The following is a 15,991-nucleotide window of genomic DNA, read 5'->3' on the forward strand; positions in this document are numbered from 1 at the left end:
CTGCGACGAACCTCACGGAGGTCGAGCGAGCGAGGAGAGTTGCGCTCGCTGTGCAGGACGTCAGCAAGACCTACGGAGCCACCCGTGCTCTCGACAGGGTCTCCCTGGAGGTGACGGGTGGCGCGATCCACGGCCTGATGGGCGGCAACGGGTCAGGGAAGTCGACGTTGATCAAGATGCTGGCCGGCGTCGTCACCCCCGACGAGGGGAGACTGTCGCTGAAGGGTGGATGGATCGATGCACGGTCGCACACGCCTGCGCGTGCCAAGGCATCCGGGCTCCACTTCGTCCACCAGCAGAACTCGACCTTCCCGGACCTCACGGTCGCGGAGAACCTCGCGCTTGGTCGCGGCTTCGAGTCGACCGCCGTCAAGTCCATCAATTGGCACGCTCAGAAGGCGCGGGCCAGGCAGGTCCTGGACCGGTTCGAGATCGACGTCGCCGCCGACGCCCACCTGGTCCGCCTGTCACCGGCAGCGCAGATGATGGTCGCCATCGCTCGGGCGCTCCAGGATCAAGATGACACCGACGAGCGCGGCGTGCTGGTCCTGGACGAGCCGACCGCCAGTCTGCCGAAGCACGAGGTCGACGTTCTCCTCACGGCCCTGCGACGGTACGCCGCCGACGGCCAGACGATCATCTACGTCTCGCACCGCCTCGAAGAGGTCACAGCCATCACCAACGAGGTGACGGTTCTGCGCAATGGCTGTGTTGCCTCGCGCCTGACCGGCGCGGAGATCAGCCACGACACCCTGGTTGCGGGAATCACCGGATCATCTCCCTCATCCAAGCAGGGAGGTTCGCGGCGCAGCAACGATGTGATCGCGAGCCGGGTCCACCTGTCGCAGAGCGCAGGCTTCCGAGAGACGGCGCTTACTCTCAGTCGTCGGACGCCGAACGGTACTACCGACGAGAGGTTGCTGGTCCGCGCCGGCGAGATCGTCGGGATCGCAGGGCTCCTCGGGTCGGGTCGCTCGCGCATGCTCAAGCAGATCTTCGGCGCGACTCCCCGAGATGACTTCGACGTGACGGTCCGATCTGGCACGGTGCCGCCCTCCGACATGAGGACTGCAATGAAGCGCGGTCTGGCCTTCGTGCCGGAGAACCGCTTGCGCGAAGCTGCCTTGCCCGAGCTCAGCATCGCAGAGAACCTGTCGATCACCTCGCTCAGCGAACACTCCCGAGTGGGTTGGATCCGTCCTGCGCGGGAGCGCAAGGCTGCCCAGCGGCTGATCAACGAGTTCGGTGTTCGTGCCCCGAGCACCAGAGCCCCCTTGACGGCTCTGTCAGGTGGAAACCAACAGAAGGTGATCCTCGCAAGGTGGCTGCAACGTCGTCCCGACGTCCTGCTGCTCGACGAGCCGACCCAGGGCGTCGACATCGGTGCTCGCAACGAGATCCATGAGCTGGTGCGCGCAGCTGCGTCGGCTGGGACGGCCGTGCTGGTGGTCTCATCCGATTTCGGAGAGCTGGCAGCGCTGGCTCAACGAGCCGTAGTCGTCAGCGGCGGCGAGGTCGTCGACAGCGTCGACGGGCCCCTGACCGAGGACATCCTCAACGACATCGTGTACGCACAGGAGAAGGCACTATGAGTCACACCCAAGACACCGCCAACGTGCCCGCTGCGTCTCCGGACGCAGAGGCGCTGCCCGCTCCTGTCGGCACCGCCGAGGCGGAGCAGAAGCGGAAGGCCGCCCGCGCACGCACGGGCAAGGCACGCTTCGTCGACTTCCTCGAGTCCTACGCCCTGTTGGTCATTCTGGTCGTGATCGCGTTGTTCTTCTGCTTCTGGCCCGAGACGTCGTCAACATTCCCGACGTTGGCCAACATGCGGATCCTGCTCGCGAGCCAGGCCGTCATCGGAGTCATCTCGCTGGGGACGCTGCTCCCGCTCCTCTGCCAGGAGTTCGACCTCTCGGTCGGCAACATCGCCGGGCTGTCCGCGATCATGGTCGCTGCGTCAGTTTCCTCCAACGGAAGCGTGCTCGGCGCGGTGGCGGTCGTTCTTGCGATCGGAGTGGTGGTCGGGGGAGCCAACGCCCTCGTCGTCACGCGCCTTCACGTCAACGGCGTCATCACCACGTTGGGCATGTCGACGATTCTCGGTGGCATCATCTTGCAGCGGACCGGCGGCCTGGCACCAGCGAGCGACATCCCGCAGTCCCTGACCAACTTCGGAACCGGACTCGTCGCCGGTGTCCCGGTCATCTTCATCACCCTGCTCGTCATTGCCGCGATCACCTACTTCGTCCTCAATCACACGTCCCTCGGCCGTCAGATCTACGCGGTCGGGTCGAACATGGACGCTGCGAAGCTGGTGGGTCTGCGGACCGACGGGCTGCGCGCAGCGACGTTTGTCGTCGGGGCGCTCCTGTGCGCGCTGGGCGGACTTCTGTACGTCTCGCGCGCCGGCGGCGCGTCGCCCAACGTCGGAGCGACGTTCCTCCTGCCCGCCTTCGCGGCTGCCTTCCTCAGCGCGGCCTCGGTGCGACCGGGCCGGTTCAACGTGTGGGGCACGATCATCGCCGTCTACTTCCTGGCGGTGCTCAACAACGGGCTCAGCCTGGCCGGGGTCGATCCTTATGTGAACGACTACGTGAACGGTGGCGCGCTCATCGCCGGGGTCGCGCTGGCCACCGTGCTGTACCGCCGACGGACTACCTGACCATGACGGCCACGAGTGCAGCCGAGAATCCTGGGGACCCCTTCCAGGATCCGACGCTGGTCAACGCGACCGATGGCGTCATCACGGTCTGGTCGGACATCGGCTGTCCGTGGGCCAGCCTCGCCTTGCACACGTTGCGTTCCCGAGTGCTGCAACGAGACATCGACGTGGCCATCGACCATCGCGCATTCCCGTTGGAGCTCTTCAACAAGCGCGGTACGCCGAAAGGGATCATCGATGTCGAGGTGACTGCCATCGCTGGACTGGTGCCAGCCCTCGGCTGGCAGCCCTGGACTGCGCCCGACTGGCAGTATGTGGTCTCGACGGTGCCAGCCATGGCAGCCGTCCAGGCGGCGAAGAAGCTCAGCGTCGGGGGACTGCGCGCCAGCGACGAGCTGGACCACGCGCTGCGGCAGGCGTTCTACATCCACGGCCGGTCGATCAGCGTCCACTCCGAGATCCTCGCGGCTGCTGCAGGATGTCCTTCCCTATACCTGCCTGCACTGGAGTCGGCGCTCGAGCAGGGCAGAGGCTATGCAGAGGTATTCACTCACTGGCATACGGCGGCAGCGCTACCCGTGCAGGGCAGTCCCCACCTCTTCGTCAAGGACCACTACGCCGAACACAATCCCGGCGTGCGCTACCACTGGACCGCGCGCCCAGGTGAGGGTTTCCCCCGCTTCGAGGAGTACGACGAGAAGTGGGCGGACGAGGCCATCGACGCTGTCCTAGCGTCTTGAGGCGTTGTGCGAATCCTCGTGTTCCGCAGCTCCGGTACGCTCGTGAAGTCGGCGCCTAGGATTCATGCATGACGATCGAGACCGACCTGCAGGTCGTGGCGAACGCGGTCCGTGCGCGTATCCCCGAGCTCGTTTCGGCGATCGAGAGGACATCAGCGCAAGAAGTCCCCGAGATCTATGAGAAGGACGATCCGGTCTACAACGAAGCCGAGCGGTCCAGCGTCCTCTCAGCTCTGACCAGCATCGTCGACGGCCTCGCCGACGGGCGACGGCCGCCCGACCGTCCTTCGGATGCAGCACTCCAAGAGGCTCGGATTGCTGCTCAGGCCGGAATCGACCTCCACTCGTTGCTGCGCACCTACAGGGTCGGTCAGTCGATTCTGTGGGACGTCATCCTGGAAGAAACCCTGCGTGTAGTCGAAGTCGACGAAAGACGTATGGCTGTCCTTCGACAGGCATCGGATTATCAGTACGGCTGGAACAACAAGGTGACCGAAGCGGTCATCGCGGCCTACCAGGCTGAACACAACGCCTACTTCTTCCGGAGTCAAGACAGGAAGCGGCGCGCAGTGGTCAGCGACATCCTGCGTGGGATGCCGGCTGACGTTCAGCAGCTCGGCTACAGCCTGCGCACAGAACATCTTGCGGTGGTGGCGTGGGGGCGCTCGCCCGAAGCAAACATCCGAGCGCTGGCGGTCAGTCTGGACGCAAGGCATCTGACGGTGAGCGGAACGTCCGGGACGTACCTCGGCTGGTTGGGTTCATCATCGTTGAAGCGAGTCCTCGATGAGCGACCTGAGGCCGCCCGGGCGATGCGCGAGACTCACCTTGCCTTGGGCGAGGTGTCACACGGGGTCGATGGCTTCCGGCTGAGTCATCGACAGGCCTGGCAGGCGTACAGGGTAGGCAAGCTGCGGTCCGCAGATGTCGTCGCGTACGGCGATGTGGCACTCGAGGCATTGATGCTCAAAGACCGGCAGGCCGTTCAGGACTTCGTGTCGCGCGAGCTAGGCCCGCTCCACGACGATGACGATCCGCGGGGGGAGCTGCTCAAGTCCACCTTGCGTGCCTACTTCCGGTCTGGACAGAACGCGGCCTCGACGGCGCAGGCCATCCATGTCCACGAACGGACGGTCGCGTATCGACTTCGCTCGATCGAGTCCCGACTCGGCGTGACCATCAGCGCTCGCCGCGACGAGCTGGCCGTTGCGCTTCGGCTGGCCGACCTTCTGAGTCAGGTGTCGAGTGCGGACCTGCGTGATCTCGACGTCCACGCGGACGCCGGGCTGGGACCAGACCCCGAGGCCGCCGCCCCGTAGGTCGATCGCCACCGTCCCTTGTCGTTGTCGACCAAGCGGGCGCCCTCCTTTGTCCTGACTGCGCAATGGGCACGCGGTGACGAAGTGATCAGACTGTTCGGACAGTCGGAACAGGCGTCGTGCCGGACCCGCACCAGCGGTGGGATCCGATCGACGCTCTACGAGAGGGATGACCGTGAAGCCACCGCCGTTCGAGTACGTGGTCGCCACATCGGTGGACCACGCCATCAATCTCGTCAGCCAGGACGAGGACGCGAAGTTCCTCGCGGGCGGCCAGAGTCTCATCCCGCTGCTCAGTCTGCGGTTTGCGAGCCCGACTCTGTTGGTCGACATCTCTCGCCTCGCCGAGCTTCGAGACGTTCACCGGGCCGGCGACGTGCTCCACATCGGTGCACTCACCCGTCACTCAGACATTCACCAGCTTCCGCTCGTCAAGCAGGACGCTCCACTCCTCTCCGAAGCGGCGGGATGGGTCGCTCATTCACAGGTCCGCAATCGAGGGACGTTTGGCGGTGCGATTGCGCACAGCGACAGCGCCGCCGAGTTCCCGGCGGTCCTCCTCGCTGTCGGAGCAACCATCGTCACCAGGTCCGCAGACGGCGAGCGACGCATCCCGTGCCGAGACTTCTTCGGCTCACACTTCCAGACCGCTCTCAGACACGGCGAACTCCTGACAGGTGTGGAGCTGCCCCGGCACGCCCACTTCAACAGGTGGGGGTTCTCGGAATTCGCGCGCCGTAAGGGCGACTACGCCATCGGGGGCGCAGCAGTCAACGCCCGCGTCGACGAGAGGGGCCGCTGTACGCACGTGCGCGCGGGCCTGATCGCAGCAGGCCCAGGCCCCACGTCAGCCGAGGGCCTGGATGAAGCACTTCGCGATCGTGTCGTTGACGAAGCAGCTGTGTCAGAAGCGGTCGCCCGCGTCGAAGGACACCTCAACCCGGAGAGCAACGTGCACGGGACGAGGGAGTACCGGCGCGCAGTCGTCGCCGAGTCGTTGCGGCGCGCGCTACTCCAAGCGTTCGACCTCGACCCCGCCGGAACCGATAGGAGAACCGCATGAAGACTCGTGTGACCGTCAACGGTGAGGGATTCGAGCGTGACGTCGAGCCGCGAATGCTTCTCTCGGACTTCCTGCGCCACGAGCTGGGTCTGACCGGCACCAACGTGGGATGTGAGCACGGCGTGTGTGGCAGTTGCACCGTCCTCCTCGATGGCGAGCCTGTGCGATCGTGCACCATGCTGGCCGTCCAGAGCGACGGCCGGCGACTGACCACGGTCGAAGGACTTGCCTGCGACCAGAAGCTGCACGGACTCCAGGAGGCATTCACCGCGTGCCACGGTCTCCAGTGCGGCTTCTGCACGCCCGGGATGCTGATGACCCTCTTGCCGGTCTACAACGAAGCCCGTCGGCTCAGCGACGATGAGATCCGCGAGGTCATCTCGGGGAACCTGTGTCGCTGCACCGGCTATCAGCAGATCGTCGAAGCGGCCCGCCAGGCGATCGACGAGGCCGCCGACATGGCCGACTCCGCTGAAACCGAGGCATAGCAGGACGCCCGAGGCTCGGCCGCGGCAGAGGCGTCGCTAGGAAGCCGCCGCGGTCTTCGTCCGGGCGTGTTCCAGCTTTCAAGCGGTGTACGCGTACCGCTGACCTCGCACGGTGCCGTCTGAGCGCACCCGCGCCTCGAGCGCTCCCGCACGGGCCGAGCGGTCGGCAGGAACGGCTGCCGCCTGCGGACCGTTCGAGTTGCGCGCTCCTTGCCAGGCGTGGCGGTCGCCGAGAACGGACTGGACAAGTGAAGGGGGCGGCCCGCCGCGTCGTATGGACCTGGGCCACCATCCGCTCGTCCACCAGCCGTACCTGTCTAGCCCGCCTCGCCCGAGGTGTCCGCCCGTGACCCCGCAAGGACCGACTGCGTCGGCGGCACCGCTACCGCCCGTTTGTCATGAGACACACACGCACAAGGTCAATTCGTCCAATTCAGGCAACAGGCGCATGGGAGCCACTCCCACGATAGCCCCAAGTCACACGGTTCGGCCGTGTCGCTGGGCTCACGAGGCCCCGCCGGCACCACGAATGAGGCCATGCGGATCCTGCTCGGCCTCGCTCACAAGAAGGAGAGAAGAAGGCACGTCGCTCCCCGAGGGCCTCCGCCCACCAAGCGCCCCCTCGACACGCAACTGCCTCTCACGACAACGGCCACTCTCGGCATGAGGGCCGCGCAACGTCAGACGGGTTCGCGCCCGTGCCTTGTACGTAACCGAAAGAGGAAAAATGCGTTCGACATTCGACAAGCCGGCCCGCCGGCTGGCCAGCGTCTCCTTGGCGCTCCTCGTGATGGCCACGAGCGCGGCATGCAGCACTGAGTCCGATACGCCTGCCGCCAGTGGCAGTGGCGGCGACGAGATTGCCGAAGATGCTGCGAAGACTCTGGAATCCGAATTCTACGGGCAGGGGAGCTATGCCGAACCACCTGCCGAGGGACCCGAGGCTCAACGAGGGGCTCGGATCGCGGTGATCGTCTCCGGCGTCCAATCCCCGACAGGCACCAAGCAGGTAGAGGCCGCGCGAGAAGTCGCTGATCTCCTCGGCTGGGACCTCACGGTGTTCGACGGCAAGTACGAGCCCGCCGAGTACCAGGAGGGCATCCGTCAGGCCATCTCGCAGAAGGCGGACGTCATCTGGCTCTACTCCATCGACTGCCCACTCGCCGAGACCGCGCTCGCTGAGGCCAAGAAAGCGGGCATCCCCGTGGTCTCCCAAGAGGCCGCAGACTGCACCGACGTGGACCCGCAGGCCGAGTCCTACTTCGCCGAAACGCTGGCCTTCAGCCAAGGCACCTTCATCGACTGGGCCAAGGCCATGGGCGAATCGCAGGCGACCTGGCTCCTGGCGCAGCTCGGCGAAGACGCAGACGTGATCGAAGTCAGCGTGCCCGAACTGGTTGTCACGAACGCCATCCATGAGGGATTCCAGGCCGCCATGCAGGAAAAGTGCCCCACGTGCAAGGTCACCGAGGTCAAGGCACAGATCGCGGACTTCGGCCCCGCACTTCAGGAGAAGATCGAGACTGCTCTGCTGCGCAACCCGAACGCCAACGGCATGGCACTGTCCTACGACGACTTGATGACCACGGGCGGCTCAGCTGCGGTCCTTGCGTCGGGACGCAACGATTCGCTCGCCGTCATCGCCGGCAGCGGCTTCCCCGCCAACGTCGACCTCGTCCGCAAGGGACAAGGTCAGGATGCGGGCTTCGCCTACGACATGGGTTACGAGACCTGGGCTGCTGCCGACATGATCAACCGGCTGCTGGCGGGCGAGGAGCAGGGCCCGTCAGGGGTTGGCATCGCCGTCTTCGACGCCGACAACGGATTGCCGCCTGAGGGCGAGGCGTGGTCAGTCGGCATCGACTACAAGCCGGTCTACAAGGCAATGTGGGGCGTTTCCTGACATGCGCCGCGTCGGGGGGACGTCACTCGTGGTGGCGTCCCCCCGCCGACGTCCGACCAGGTCGCAAGCACCAGGACCTATGGTCGCGAACGTCTCGATGACATCCGCATCGAACGTAGGTCACGAGCGACGGGCTGAAGGTTGTCGGAATGCGCTAAGCGCGCCGTCGGTTTCCCACACCTCGCTGGCAGACGGCCGGTAGGGAAGCGCCCTACCTTCGGGGTTGTTCGGACATGATGAACTGACACTGGGCAAGGCGGAGACACGATGGTGACCTACTTGCTGCTCGGGCTGGCGATTGCCGTCGAGGTGATGGCCACCTTGTCGCTGCGAGCATCCGAGGGCTTCAGCAGGCTCCTGCCGAGCATCGTCGTGCTCGGCGGGTACGGGCTGTCGTTCTTCCTGCTCTCCTTGGTGCTCCAGCGCGGTATGGACGTCGCTGTCGTGTACGCACTGTGGTCTGCGACGGGCATCGTGGCCATCGCCGCGATCGGCGCGACATTCCTGGGCGAACGTCTCACCAGCGTCCAAATCTTGGGCATCGCGCTCATCATCGCAGGGGTCCTTGCACTCGAACTCGGTGCGCGCCACGTTTCGTCGGCGGCACACGCCAGTCGGGTCGTGGAACAACAAGGCGACAGTAGGTCCACACCTCGTTGGGTCGAGAAGCACTGATGATGCCGGAACCTGAGGCGGTCGGCACGGTCGTACAGCTGTACACCACCGCGACCAAGGGGTTCGCGCTGCGCGAGGTCGAGCACGTCCAGGTGACAGCGTCTGGGATCGCAGGAAACCGCGAGTTCTTCCTGGTCGACATCGACGAGCGCCTCTACTCGGTGCCGACGGATCCCGTCTTCCTTGACTGTTGGACCGCCTACGATCCGGTTGCCAACACCTTCCGGTCGGGGAGGCGGGCCATTGTCGACGTCGAAGCCGAAGTGCTGCCCAGGGGTCCTGTCCGCCCGTTCCAGTTCGACGAGCGCACAGTCGACGGGAGGTGGGCCCCAGGGCCATGGGACGCATGGTTCTCCGAACTTGCCGGGCGCAACCTGCGACTGGTTCAGTGCGCTGATCCCGGCGGAGGAGGTGACGTTCACCCAGTCACCATCGTCTCTACAGCCTCGATCGAGTCGCTGGGGCACGAGGCCGACGGCAGCCGAGTGGACGGTCGTCGTTTCCGATTGAACATGACGCTCGATCTCGGTCCCGCCCCCTATCGTGAGGATTCATGGGCTGGTCATGTCCTGACCGTCGGAGACGCCGAGCTGCGGGTGATCGGCGGAGTGCCGCGATGCGTGGCTGTCGAACATCGTCCAGATGACGGCGACCGCGCACTCCAGGTGCAACGGAGAATCCGGGAAGTGCGGGGTGCCACGCCTAGTGAAGCGGGTCCCGCCGTCCTGTTCGGCATGTACGCCAGGGTCGTTGCCACGGGCTCTGTGCGAGTCGGGGACCTGGTTGCGCTGCTGACCTGATGGTTGTTGCGCAGAGACGTTCCCCGTCTCGCAGGCCCACCTCAGCCGTCACACGGACATCGTTCCTACGGCTATGTCACAACCCGAGAATCTGCTCCATGGCGCGACTGACACGCTCGGCGTCCTCGTGGTACTTCACGACCGCTCCGAGTGTGAGGGCGGCCGTCTCGAGGTCGAGGTCAACTGTTTGGAGGTGGTGGAGTGCCTTCGCCCAGTCCAGTGTCTCGGCAACACCGGGCGGCTTGAGCAGCCCATGTTCCTCGCGACGGACCTCTTGGACCACACGAACGACCTGCGCTGCCAGTTCGCCGGACACCTCGGGCGCGCGTGAGCGAACGATCTGCAGTTCGCGTTCCAGGTCCGGATGCTCAACCCAGTGGTAGAGGCATCGGCGTTTCAGCGCATCGTGCAGCTCGCGTGTCCGGTTTGAGGTGAGAACGACTACGGGAGGAACGGATGCCCGGACTGTGCCGATCTCCGGGATGCTTACCTGGTTCGTGGACAGCACTTCGAGCAGGAAGGCCTCGAATTCGTCGTCCGCTCGATCGACTTCGTCGATGAGCAGGACCGTCGGAGCCTGCTGGAGGGCGTGCAGCACCGGGCGCGCCAGAAGGAAACGTTCGTCGTAGAGGCCCCTTTCTGCATCTGTCGCGTCGACCGACCCGGCTGCCTCCAAGGCACGCAGGTGCAGGATCTGGCGAGGGAAGTCCCAATCGTAGAGCGCCTGCGTGGAGTCGATGCCCTCGTAACACTGGAGACGCAGTAGGGGCAACTGCCAGGCGGTGGCAACCGCCTCTGCGAGCGCGGTCTTTCCCGTTCCCGGTTCGCCCTCGAGCAGCAGCGGCCTGCCCATCTTCATGGCGAGAAAGACGACGGCAGCCATCTCGGGCGAACACAGGTAGCCGGTCTGTCCCAGCATCCGCTGTACGTCGTCGGGTGACTGCACCCGGTCCGCGGGGATCACAGCATGACCGCAGCGTCGGTGTGATGAATCGCGCCGTCGGTCGAGCTGAGAGGCGCCCCAGTCCCACCCCAACGCGCCGCGACGATCTCGGCCGCGATGCTGACAGCGGTCTCCTCCGGGGTGCGAGCGCCGAGGTCGAGCCCGATCGGGCTCGACATGCGGTCGAGCTGGTCTTGCGTGACACCAGCCTCTCGGAGGCGACTCACCCGGTCGTCGTGCGTGCGACGTGATCCCATCACGCCGACATATGCGGCAGGAAGCGTGAGGGCAACAGACAGCAGAGGCACATCGAACTTCGGGTCGTGTGTCAGGACTGCGATGACCGTGCGATCGTCGATTCGTCCGTCTTGATGTTCTCTGGCCAGGTATCTGTGTGGCCAGTCGACCACGACCTCATCGGCGTCGGGGAACCTCGCTGTCGTCGCGAAGACAGGTCGCGCGTCGCACACGGTGACTTTGTAACCGAGGAAGGACCCGACGGAGGCAACCGCCGCGGCGAAGTCGATAGCTCCGAAGACGAGCATCCGTGGTTGCGGGGCGAACGCTTGGACGAACACCTTCATCCCTTCGCCGAGCCGCTGGCCGTCGGGACCATACGTCAGCACCGAGTTGTGACCAGCAGCCAACAGCCCTAGAGCATCGTCGGCAACTGCGTCGTCGGCCCGGTCGCTGCCCAATGAGCCCTTGATGGTGCAGCGTCCCTCACTGGGGTGCAGCACGATGCGCCGCCCACGCCGCGCGGCGTCTGGGTGGTCGACGACCGTGGCGACGGCGACAGGCAGACCCGTGCGGATGTCGTCGACGACTTCGGCGAAGTGAGGGAAGGTTTCGCGGTCGAGCCGTTCGACGAAGACGTCCAGCTCTCCTCCGCACGTGAGTCCAACCGCGATCGCCTCGTCGTCGGAGTAGCCGTAGTGCTCAAGCACCGGAACGCCGTCCGCGACGACCTCCCGCGCGATCTCGTAGACGGCGCCCTCGACGCAGCCCCCTGAAACCGAACCGTGCACCGTCCCATCGGGTCCTACACCCATCGCGGCACCGGGTCCACGCGGGGCAGACTTCGCCGTGTCGACGACCGTGGCGAGCCCTACTGCGACTCCGTCGTCCCACCAGTCGCTGAGGCGATCGATGATGTCACGCATGATATGTCTCCTCGAGGTTGGTCAGCCAAGGAAGGTTGTGGGATCTATCCGCGCTATCAGCCTGGTGGGGAGGTCGATGCGAGCTTCTTGGTCTTGCTTGCGGTCTTGGCGAAGCATCGCCGTCTTGACGAGCTGCCCACCGAGATACCGGATCGGCTCGGGAGGGAGGCCCCGTCCTGACGGTGCTCTCGTGAGAAATGAGGTCGTCATCCCGTCCGTCGACCTGGTGGCGAGGCCAGCCAAGATCTGTGCGCCGATCACGGACGGTCCGATGCCATCACCCGAGTAGCCCGTACCGAAATAGACGCCCGGGAAGCCTGCTATTTCGCCGAAGAACGGCAGCGAGGACAGCGAGTACTCAACGGGAGCGCGCCACGAAGACAGCAGTTCGGCACCTCGCAGGTCGGGCACTGTCCGTGCCATCTGCGTCAACAGGCGTTCAGGATGGGGTGCTGCTCTGAACAGGGTATTCGCACCGCTCACGCCCCAACCGATCCCGAGGCCTGCCTTGCCGAAGAGAAGGTCTCCGCTGCTCAACGGGCGCCAGTAGTCCAGCAGGCGTCCTGAGTCCGACACGTTGGCGAGTGGTGCACTTCTCAGGGGGTGCCGCGGGCGGACCACGACATTGTCTGAGGCGGTTGTGACGAGGTGGGAGCGAAGCTGCGGGAACTGGTTGCACCATGCGTTGATCGCGAGGACGACCGAACCGGCCCGGACCGATCCGAAGGTGGTGGTCACGGTGGTGGCGGCGTGCTCGCGACGCAGGCCTGTCATCGGTGTGTGTTCGTGGACGTGGACGCCGAGGCTCTCGGCGACCCTCATCAGACCCCGCGCTAGACGGGCGGGGTGGAGGCCCACGCAAGTCGGGTCGAGGACGCCCCCCCGTGTGGGTGCCCCAGCGAGTCGCGTCGCCTCCTCCTCGTCGAGTTCGATGAAGGGGTTGTCGCTGTAGTCGGCTGCCATCGCGAGGGTGTCGCGCCACGCTCCGTCCTGGCTGCTGTTGTTCGACGCCCACAACCAGCCGTTCGATTGGATCTGGGCGTCGATGCCGTGTTCGGCACAGAAACGGCGAATGTGCTCGATCGCCTCTACTGAGGCTCGCGCGACGTCTACGGCTTCGTCTTTTCCGCCTGCGCTCACCAGCGAGGGAAGTTTGGGCCAGAGGTTCATCAACATCCCGGCGTTCGTTCCGCTCGCTCCGCAGCCGCACAGCCCCGCCTCGACGAGCGTGACATCGATGCGGGGGTCACGCGTCTTGAGCTCGATCGCGGTCCACAGGCCGGTGAACCCGCCACCGACGATGCATACGTCGGCTCGGACATGCGATGTCAGCGACTCTGGATCGGAGCGATCATGTTCCTCGACCAGGGCGTCGGCCATCCAGAACGATCGAACCCCAGCGTCGGCTACGTTCAGACCGTGGACGCGTGGGACACGCCAAACGTCCCTCATCGGCCGCCTCCCCGGGCACGCGTCGTTGCCGAGGGCCGGCGCGTAGGCGGACTAGCGACGAACCCCATGCCACACATTCGCCCAACTTAGGAGCGTTGGCGATCACAGGCCTGCACGGTCGCCGTCAAAGTTGTCCAACGGCTTGTGTGGAAGCGGTAGGGGCACGGTAAAGGTGTGTGCACGACCATTTGAACAGGTGACGTTCCAAGCTGGGCGTGCCCCCTCACTCTCTGCGGCTTCCGTACATTCTGATCGTCGGCCTTGCACCACCTTGCAATGCGGGAGCGGCATCCTCAGGCGAGCATGAGCGTCGAGTCCGGAGGGGGCGCCGAAGATGACCTTCGTTATCACCCAGTCGTGTTGCGAGGACGCGGCATGCGTCCCGGTGTGCCCGGTCCAGTGCATCCGACCTCGACCCGGTGACGCAGACTTCGCGACCGCTGAGCAGCTCTACATAGACCCGTCGAGTTGCATCGACTGCGGCGCCTGCGCCACTGCATGTCCCGTCGATGCCATCTTCGCTGAAGACGAACTGCCTTCGAGCCTCTCCGAGTTTGGTGCCATCAACGCCGACTACTTCAAGGCGCATCCGTTGACGCCAGCTGAGCCGCCGGCGGTGTCCCGCCACCATGTTCCTCGCAGCGTGTCCCCAATGAGGGTGGCGGTCATCGGATCGGGCCCCGCAGCCCTCTACGCGGCCGCCGAGCTGTCAGAGATCCCTCGTGTCGAGGTGACGATCATCGAGCGGCTCCCCACGCCTTTCGGGCTGATCCGTGCAGGAGTCGCTCCTGACCACGAGTCCACCAAGCGGGTGGCCGATCGGCTCGGTCGTGTGCTGGTCAGGCCGAACGTGACATGCTTGTTCGACGTTGAGGTGGGACGCGACCTCTCGATCGCCGAAGTGTTGGAGCATCACCACGCGGTGATCGTGGCTACAGGCGCAAGTCGTCCGCGACGGGCCGGCGTCCCAGGAGAAGATCTCGCCGGCTCCGTTTCGGCTCAAGAGTTCGTGTCTTGGTACAACGGCCATCCCGACAGAGCGTCACTACCGTTTCCCGTGACTGGGCCCAGAGCGGTCGTCATCGGCAACGGCAACGTCGCCCTCGACATCGCTCGACTTCTCGCTCAGCCGGCCGCCGCGTACGAGTCCACGGCCGTATCCGACGGCGCCCTGAAGTCTCTCGCCGCGAGCGGCATCGAGGAGGTAGCAGTTGTCGGACGCAGATCACAGGCCTTCGCTGCCTACAGCACGTCCGAGCTGGCGGCGCTGGCGAGCTTGCAGACGGTTGACCTTCTCGCTGAGGCGGACGAAGTCGCTGTCAGCGACGATGATCGGACCGTTGCCGGGGCGTCGAGCCGCGGCTGGGCCCTTCCTCGCCGATACAGGATTGTCGCCGAGGCCGCCACTCGCCCGCGAACGCACAGTCGACGGATAGTTCTCCGCTACGGGCTGACGCCGACGGCGGTCCTGGGGGACCATCACGTGACCGGCGTCGAGCTGGCCGGCCCTGACGGGACCACCCAGGTCATCGAAGCCTCGCTGGTCGTGTGGGCGCTGGGATTCACTGGACATCCCATCGACGGACTGCCCTTCGACGCAGACACAGGCACGGTTCCGAACCGTGCTGGTCGGGTCACAGACCTGTCCACAGGGCGTGTGGTTCCGGGTGTGTACTGCTCCGGATGGGCAAAGCGAGGCGCCTCTGGGGTCATCGGGACGAACCGTGTCGACTCGGCGGAAACAGTTGCGTCGCTGGTCGAGGACTTCACCGAAGGTCGCCTTGCCGATCCACCCGGGGACTCGAGCTCATTCGCAGCCCTCGCACGCGTTCGGCGACCCGGCCTGTTGGACGTAGACGGCTGGCGTCGTATCGACGCTGCAGAAGTGGACGCTGGCCGCGACGAAGGACGCTCCCGCATCAAGCTCGCGACCTGGACGGATCTGCGCGATGCAGGCCGCGGCGACTGAGCAGGGCCGTGGCGCCGGGCTGGCGATAGCCGTGAAGAACGCAACTCACTACGCAAACGCCGGCGCCTTTTCTTCGGACAGTGAGTAGGACGGCTGGTCGGCGGGGAGGCAACATCGAGAAAGTCCGCTTGCACCCCGTACCGAAAGGCTGCACATGTCGCCCGTCAAGGTCGCCGTCATTTACTACTCCGCTACAGGGACCATCCACTCGATGGCAGAGCGGTTGGCGACATTCGCGCGCGGCGCGGGAGCTGAGGTCCGGCTTCTCCGAGTCGAGGAACTGGCCCCACCGGAAGCAGTGTCGCGCAACCAGGCGTGGGCAGAGCACGCGAACGCAACTGAGCAGATCGACGTCGCCTCGGCCGAGGACGTGGTTTGGGCTGATGGTGTCCTATTCGGCACACCAACACGATTCGGGAACGTCGCAAGTCAGTTGAAGCAGTTCTTGGACACGCTGGGGCCCCAGTGGTCTCAGGGTCTGCTCGCGGACAAGGCCTATGCCGGTTTCACGGCCACGCAGACGGCGCACGGCGGTCAGGAGTCGACGCTGCTCGCCCTCTACAACAGCATTTACCACTTCGGCGGTGTCCTGGTCCCACCCGGCTACACCGACCCCTTGAAGTTCGTCGACGGCAACCCGTACGGGGTATCCCATGTGACCGGCCAGTCGAATAACGAACCTCTTGGAACGCCGCAGGTTGCCGCGCTTGAACACCTGGCCAACCGTCTGGTCCTGGTGTCGGACAAGCTGCGTGGACTGTCCCCGTCAGACCAGGACGAGAAGTAGCACGCGACGCTGTCGGCTCCGCCA

Annotated in this window: 14 protein-coding genes; 11 read left to right on the forward strand and 3 right to left on the reverse strand. The window is 65.3% G+C overall.

Going from position 1 to position 15,991, the window contains the following annotated elements; translation table 11 throughout:
- The first annotated feature begins 50 nt into the window (after nucleotides 1–50).
- The 9 genes from K4G59_RS00240 to K4G59_RS00280 all read left to right on the forward strand — a co-directional run bounded on the left by K4G59_RS00240 (nucleotide 51) and on the right by K4G59_RS00280 (nucleotide 9,653).
- On the forward strand, nucleotides 51–1,592 hold the full coding sequence (locus tag K4G59_RS00240; protein ID WP_231248489.1) for a sugar ABC transporter ATP-binding protein: 1,542 nt from the start codon (nucleotides 51–53) through the stop codon (nucleotides 1,590–1,592).
- Nucleotides 1,589–2,665 carry an ABC transporter permease gene (locus K4G59_RS00245; protein WP_231248490.1) on the forward strand — a complete coding sequence of 359 codons (1,077 nt, stop codon included), beginning with the start codon at nucleotides 1,589–1,591 and terminating at the stop codon, nucleotides 2,663–2,665. Before K4G59_RS00240 ends, K4G59_RS00245 begins: the two co-directional genes overlap by 4 nt.
- Nucleotides 2,666–2,667: 2 nt before the next feature.
- A complete protein-coding gene (locus tag K4G59_RS00250; RefSeq protein ID WP_231248491.1) occupies nucleotides 2,668–3,405 on the forward strand; it encodes a DsbA family oxidoreductase in 738 nt (245 codons plus the stop codon).
- Nucleotides 3,406–3,473: 68 nt separating this feature from the next.
- Nucleotides 3,474–4,724, forward strand: coding sequence for a PucR family transcriptional regulator (locus tag K4G59_RS00255; protein WP_231248492.1), 1,251 nt, complete (start codon nucleotides 3,474–3,476; stop codon nucleotides 4,722–4,724).
- A 169-nt stretch (nucleotides 4,725–4,893) separates the two neighbouring features.
- Nucleotides 4,894–5,787, forward strand: a complete 894-nt coding sequence (locus K4G59_RS00260; protein ID WP_231248493.1) for an FAD binding domain-containing protein — start codon at nucleotides 4,894–4,896, stop codon at nucleotides 5,785–5,787.
- Between the two features lie 8 nt (nucleotides 5,788–5,795).
- Complete coding sequence (locus tag K4G59_RS00265) at nucleotides 5,796–6,275, forward strand: (2Fe-2S)-binding protein (protein ID WP_308189313.1); 480 nt, start codon at nucleotides 5,796–5,798, stop codon at nucleotides 6,273–6,275.
- Between the two features lie 727 nt (nucleotides 6,276–7,002).
- Nucleotides 7,003–8,178, forward strand: a complete 1,176-nt coding sequence (locus tag K4G59_RS00270; protein ID WP_231248495.1) for a sugar ABC transporter substrate-binding protein — start codon at nucleotides 7,003–7,005, stop codon at nucleotides 8,176–8,178.
- Nucleotides 8,179–8,445: 267 nt separating this feature from the next.
- Nucleotides 8,446–8,853 carry a DMT family transporter gene (locus K4G59_RS00275; protein WP_231248496.1) on the forward strand — a complete coding sequence of 136 codons (408 nt, stop codon included), beginning with the start codon at nucleotides 8,446–8,448 and terminating at the stop codon, nucleotides 8,851–8,853.
- Nucleotides 8,853–9,653, forward strand: a complete 801-nt coding sequence (locus K4G59_RS00280) for an MOSC domain-containing protein (protein ID WP_231248497.1) — start codon at nucleotides 8,853–8,855, stop codon at nucleotides 9,651–9,653. Before K4G59_RS00275 ends, K4G59_RS00280 begins: the two co-directional genes overlap by 1 nt.
- Before the next feature lie 76 nt (nucleotides 9,654–9,729).
- Here K4G59_RS00280 and K4G59_RS00285 read toward each other — a convergent pair whose 3' ends face one another.
- Genes K4G59_RS00285 through K4G59_RS00295 form a run of 3 tightly spaced genes read right to left on the reverse strand, consistent with a single transcriptional unit; the run spans nucleotide 9,730 to nucleotide 13,139 of the window.
- A complete protein-coding gene (locus K4G59_RS00285; protein ID WP_231248498.1) occupies nucleotides 9,730–10,617 on the reverse strand; it encodes an AAA family ATPase in 888 nt (295 codons plus the stop codon).
- Entirely contained in the window at nucleotides 10,614–11,759 is a 1,146-nt protein-coding gene (locus K4G59_RS00290) for an XdhC family protein (RefSeq protein WP_231248499.1), read from the reverse strand. The genes K4G59_RS00285 and K4G59_RS00290 overlap by 4 nt, the downstream gene beginning before the upstream one ends.
- Nucleotides 11,760–11,780: 21 nt before the next feature.
- Complete coding sequence (locus tag K4G59_RS00295) at nucleotides 11,781–13,139, reverse strand: NAD(P)/FAD-dependent oxidoreductase (RefSeq protein ID WP_231248500.1); 1,359 nt, start codon at nucleotides 13,137–13,139, stop codon at nucleotides 11,781–11,783.
- Between the two features lie 406 nt (nucleotides 13,140–13,545).
- Here K4G59_RS00295 and K4G59_RS00300 point away from each other — a divergent pair, with 406 nt between their 5' ends.
- Complete coding sequence (locus tag K4G59_RS00300) at nucleotides 13,546–15,180, forward strand: FAD-dependent oxidoreductase (protein WP_231248501.1); 1,635 nt, start codon at nucleotides 13,546–13,548, stop codon at nucleotides 15,178–15,180.
- Between the two features lie 154 nt (nucleotides 15,181–15,334).
- Nucleotides 15,335–15,967 (forward strand): NAD(P)H:quinone oxidoreductase, encoded by a 633-nt coding sequence (wrbA, locus tag K4G59_RS00305; RefSeq protein WP_231248502.1) that lies wholly within the window; start codon nucleotides 15,335–15,337, stop codon nucleotides 15,965–15,967.
- Nucleotides 15,968–15,991 lie beyond the last annotated feature (24 nt).

It is taken from the genome of Nocardioides furvisabuli, from assembly GCF_021083185.1.
In the GTDB taxonomy this organism is placed as follows: domain Bacteria; phylum Actinomycetota; class Actinomycetes; order Propionibacteriales; family Nocardioidaceae; genus Nocardioides; species Nocardioides furvisabuli.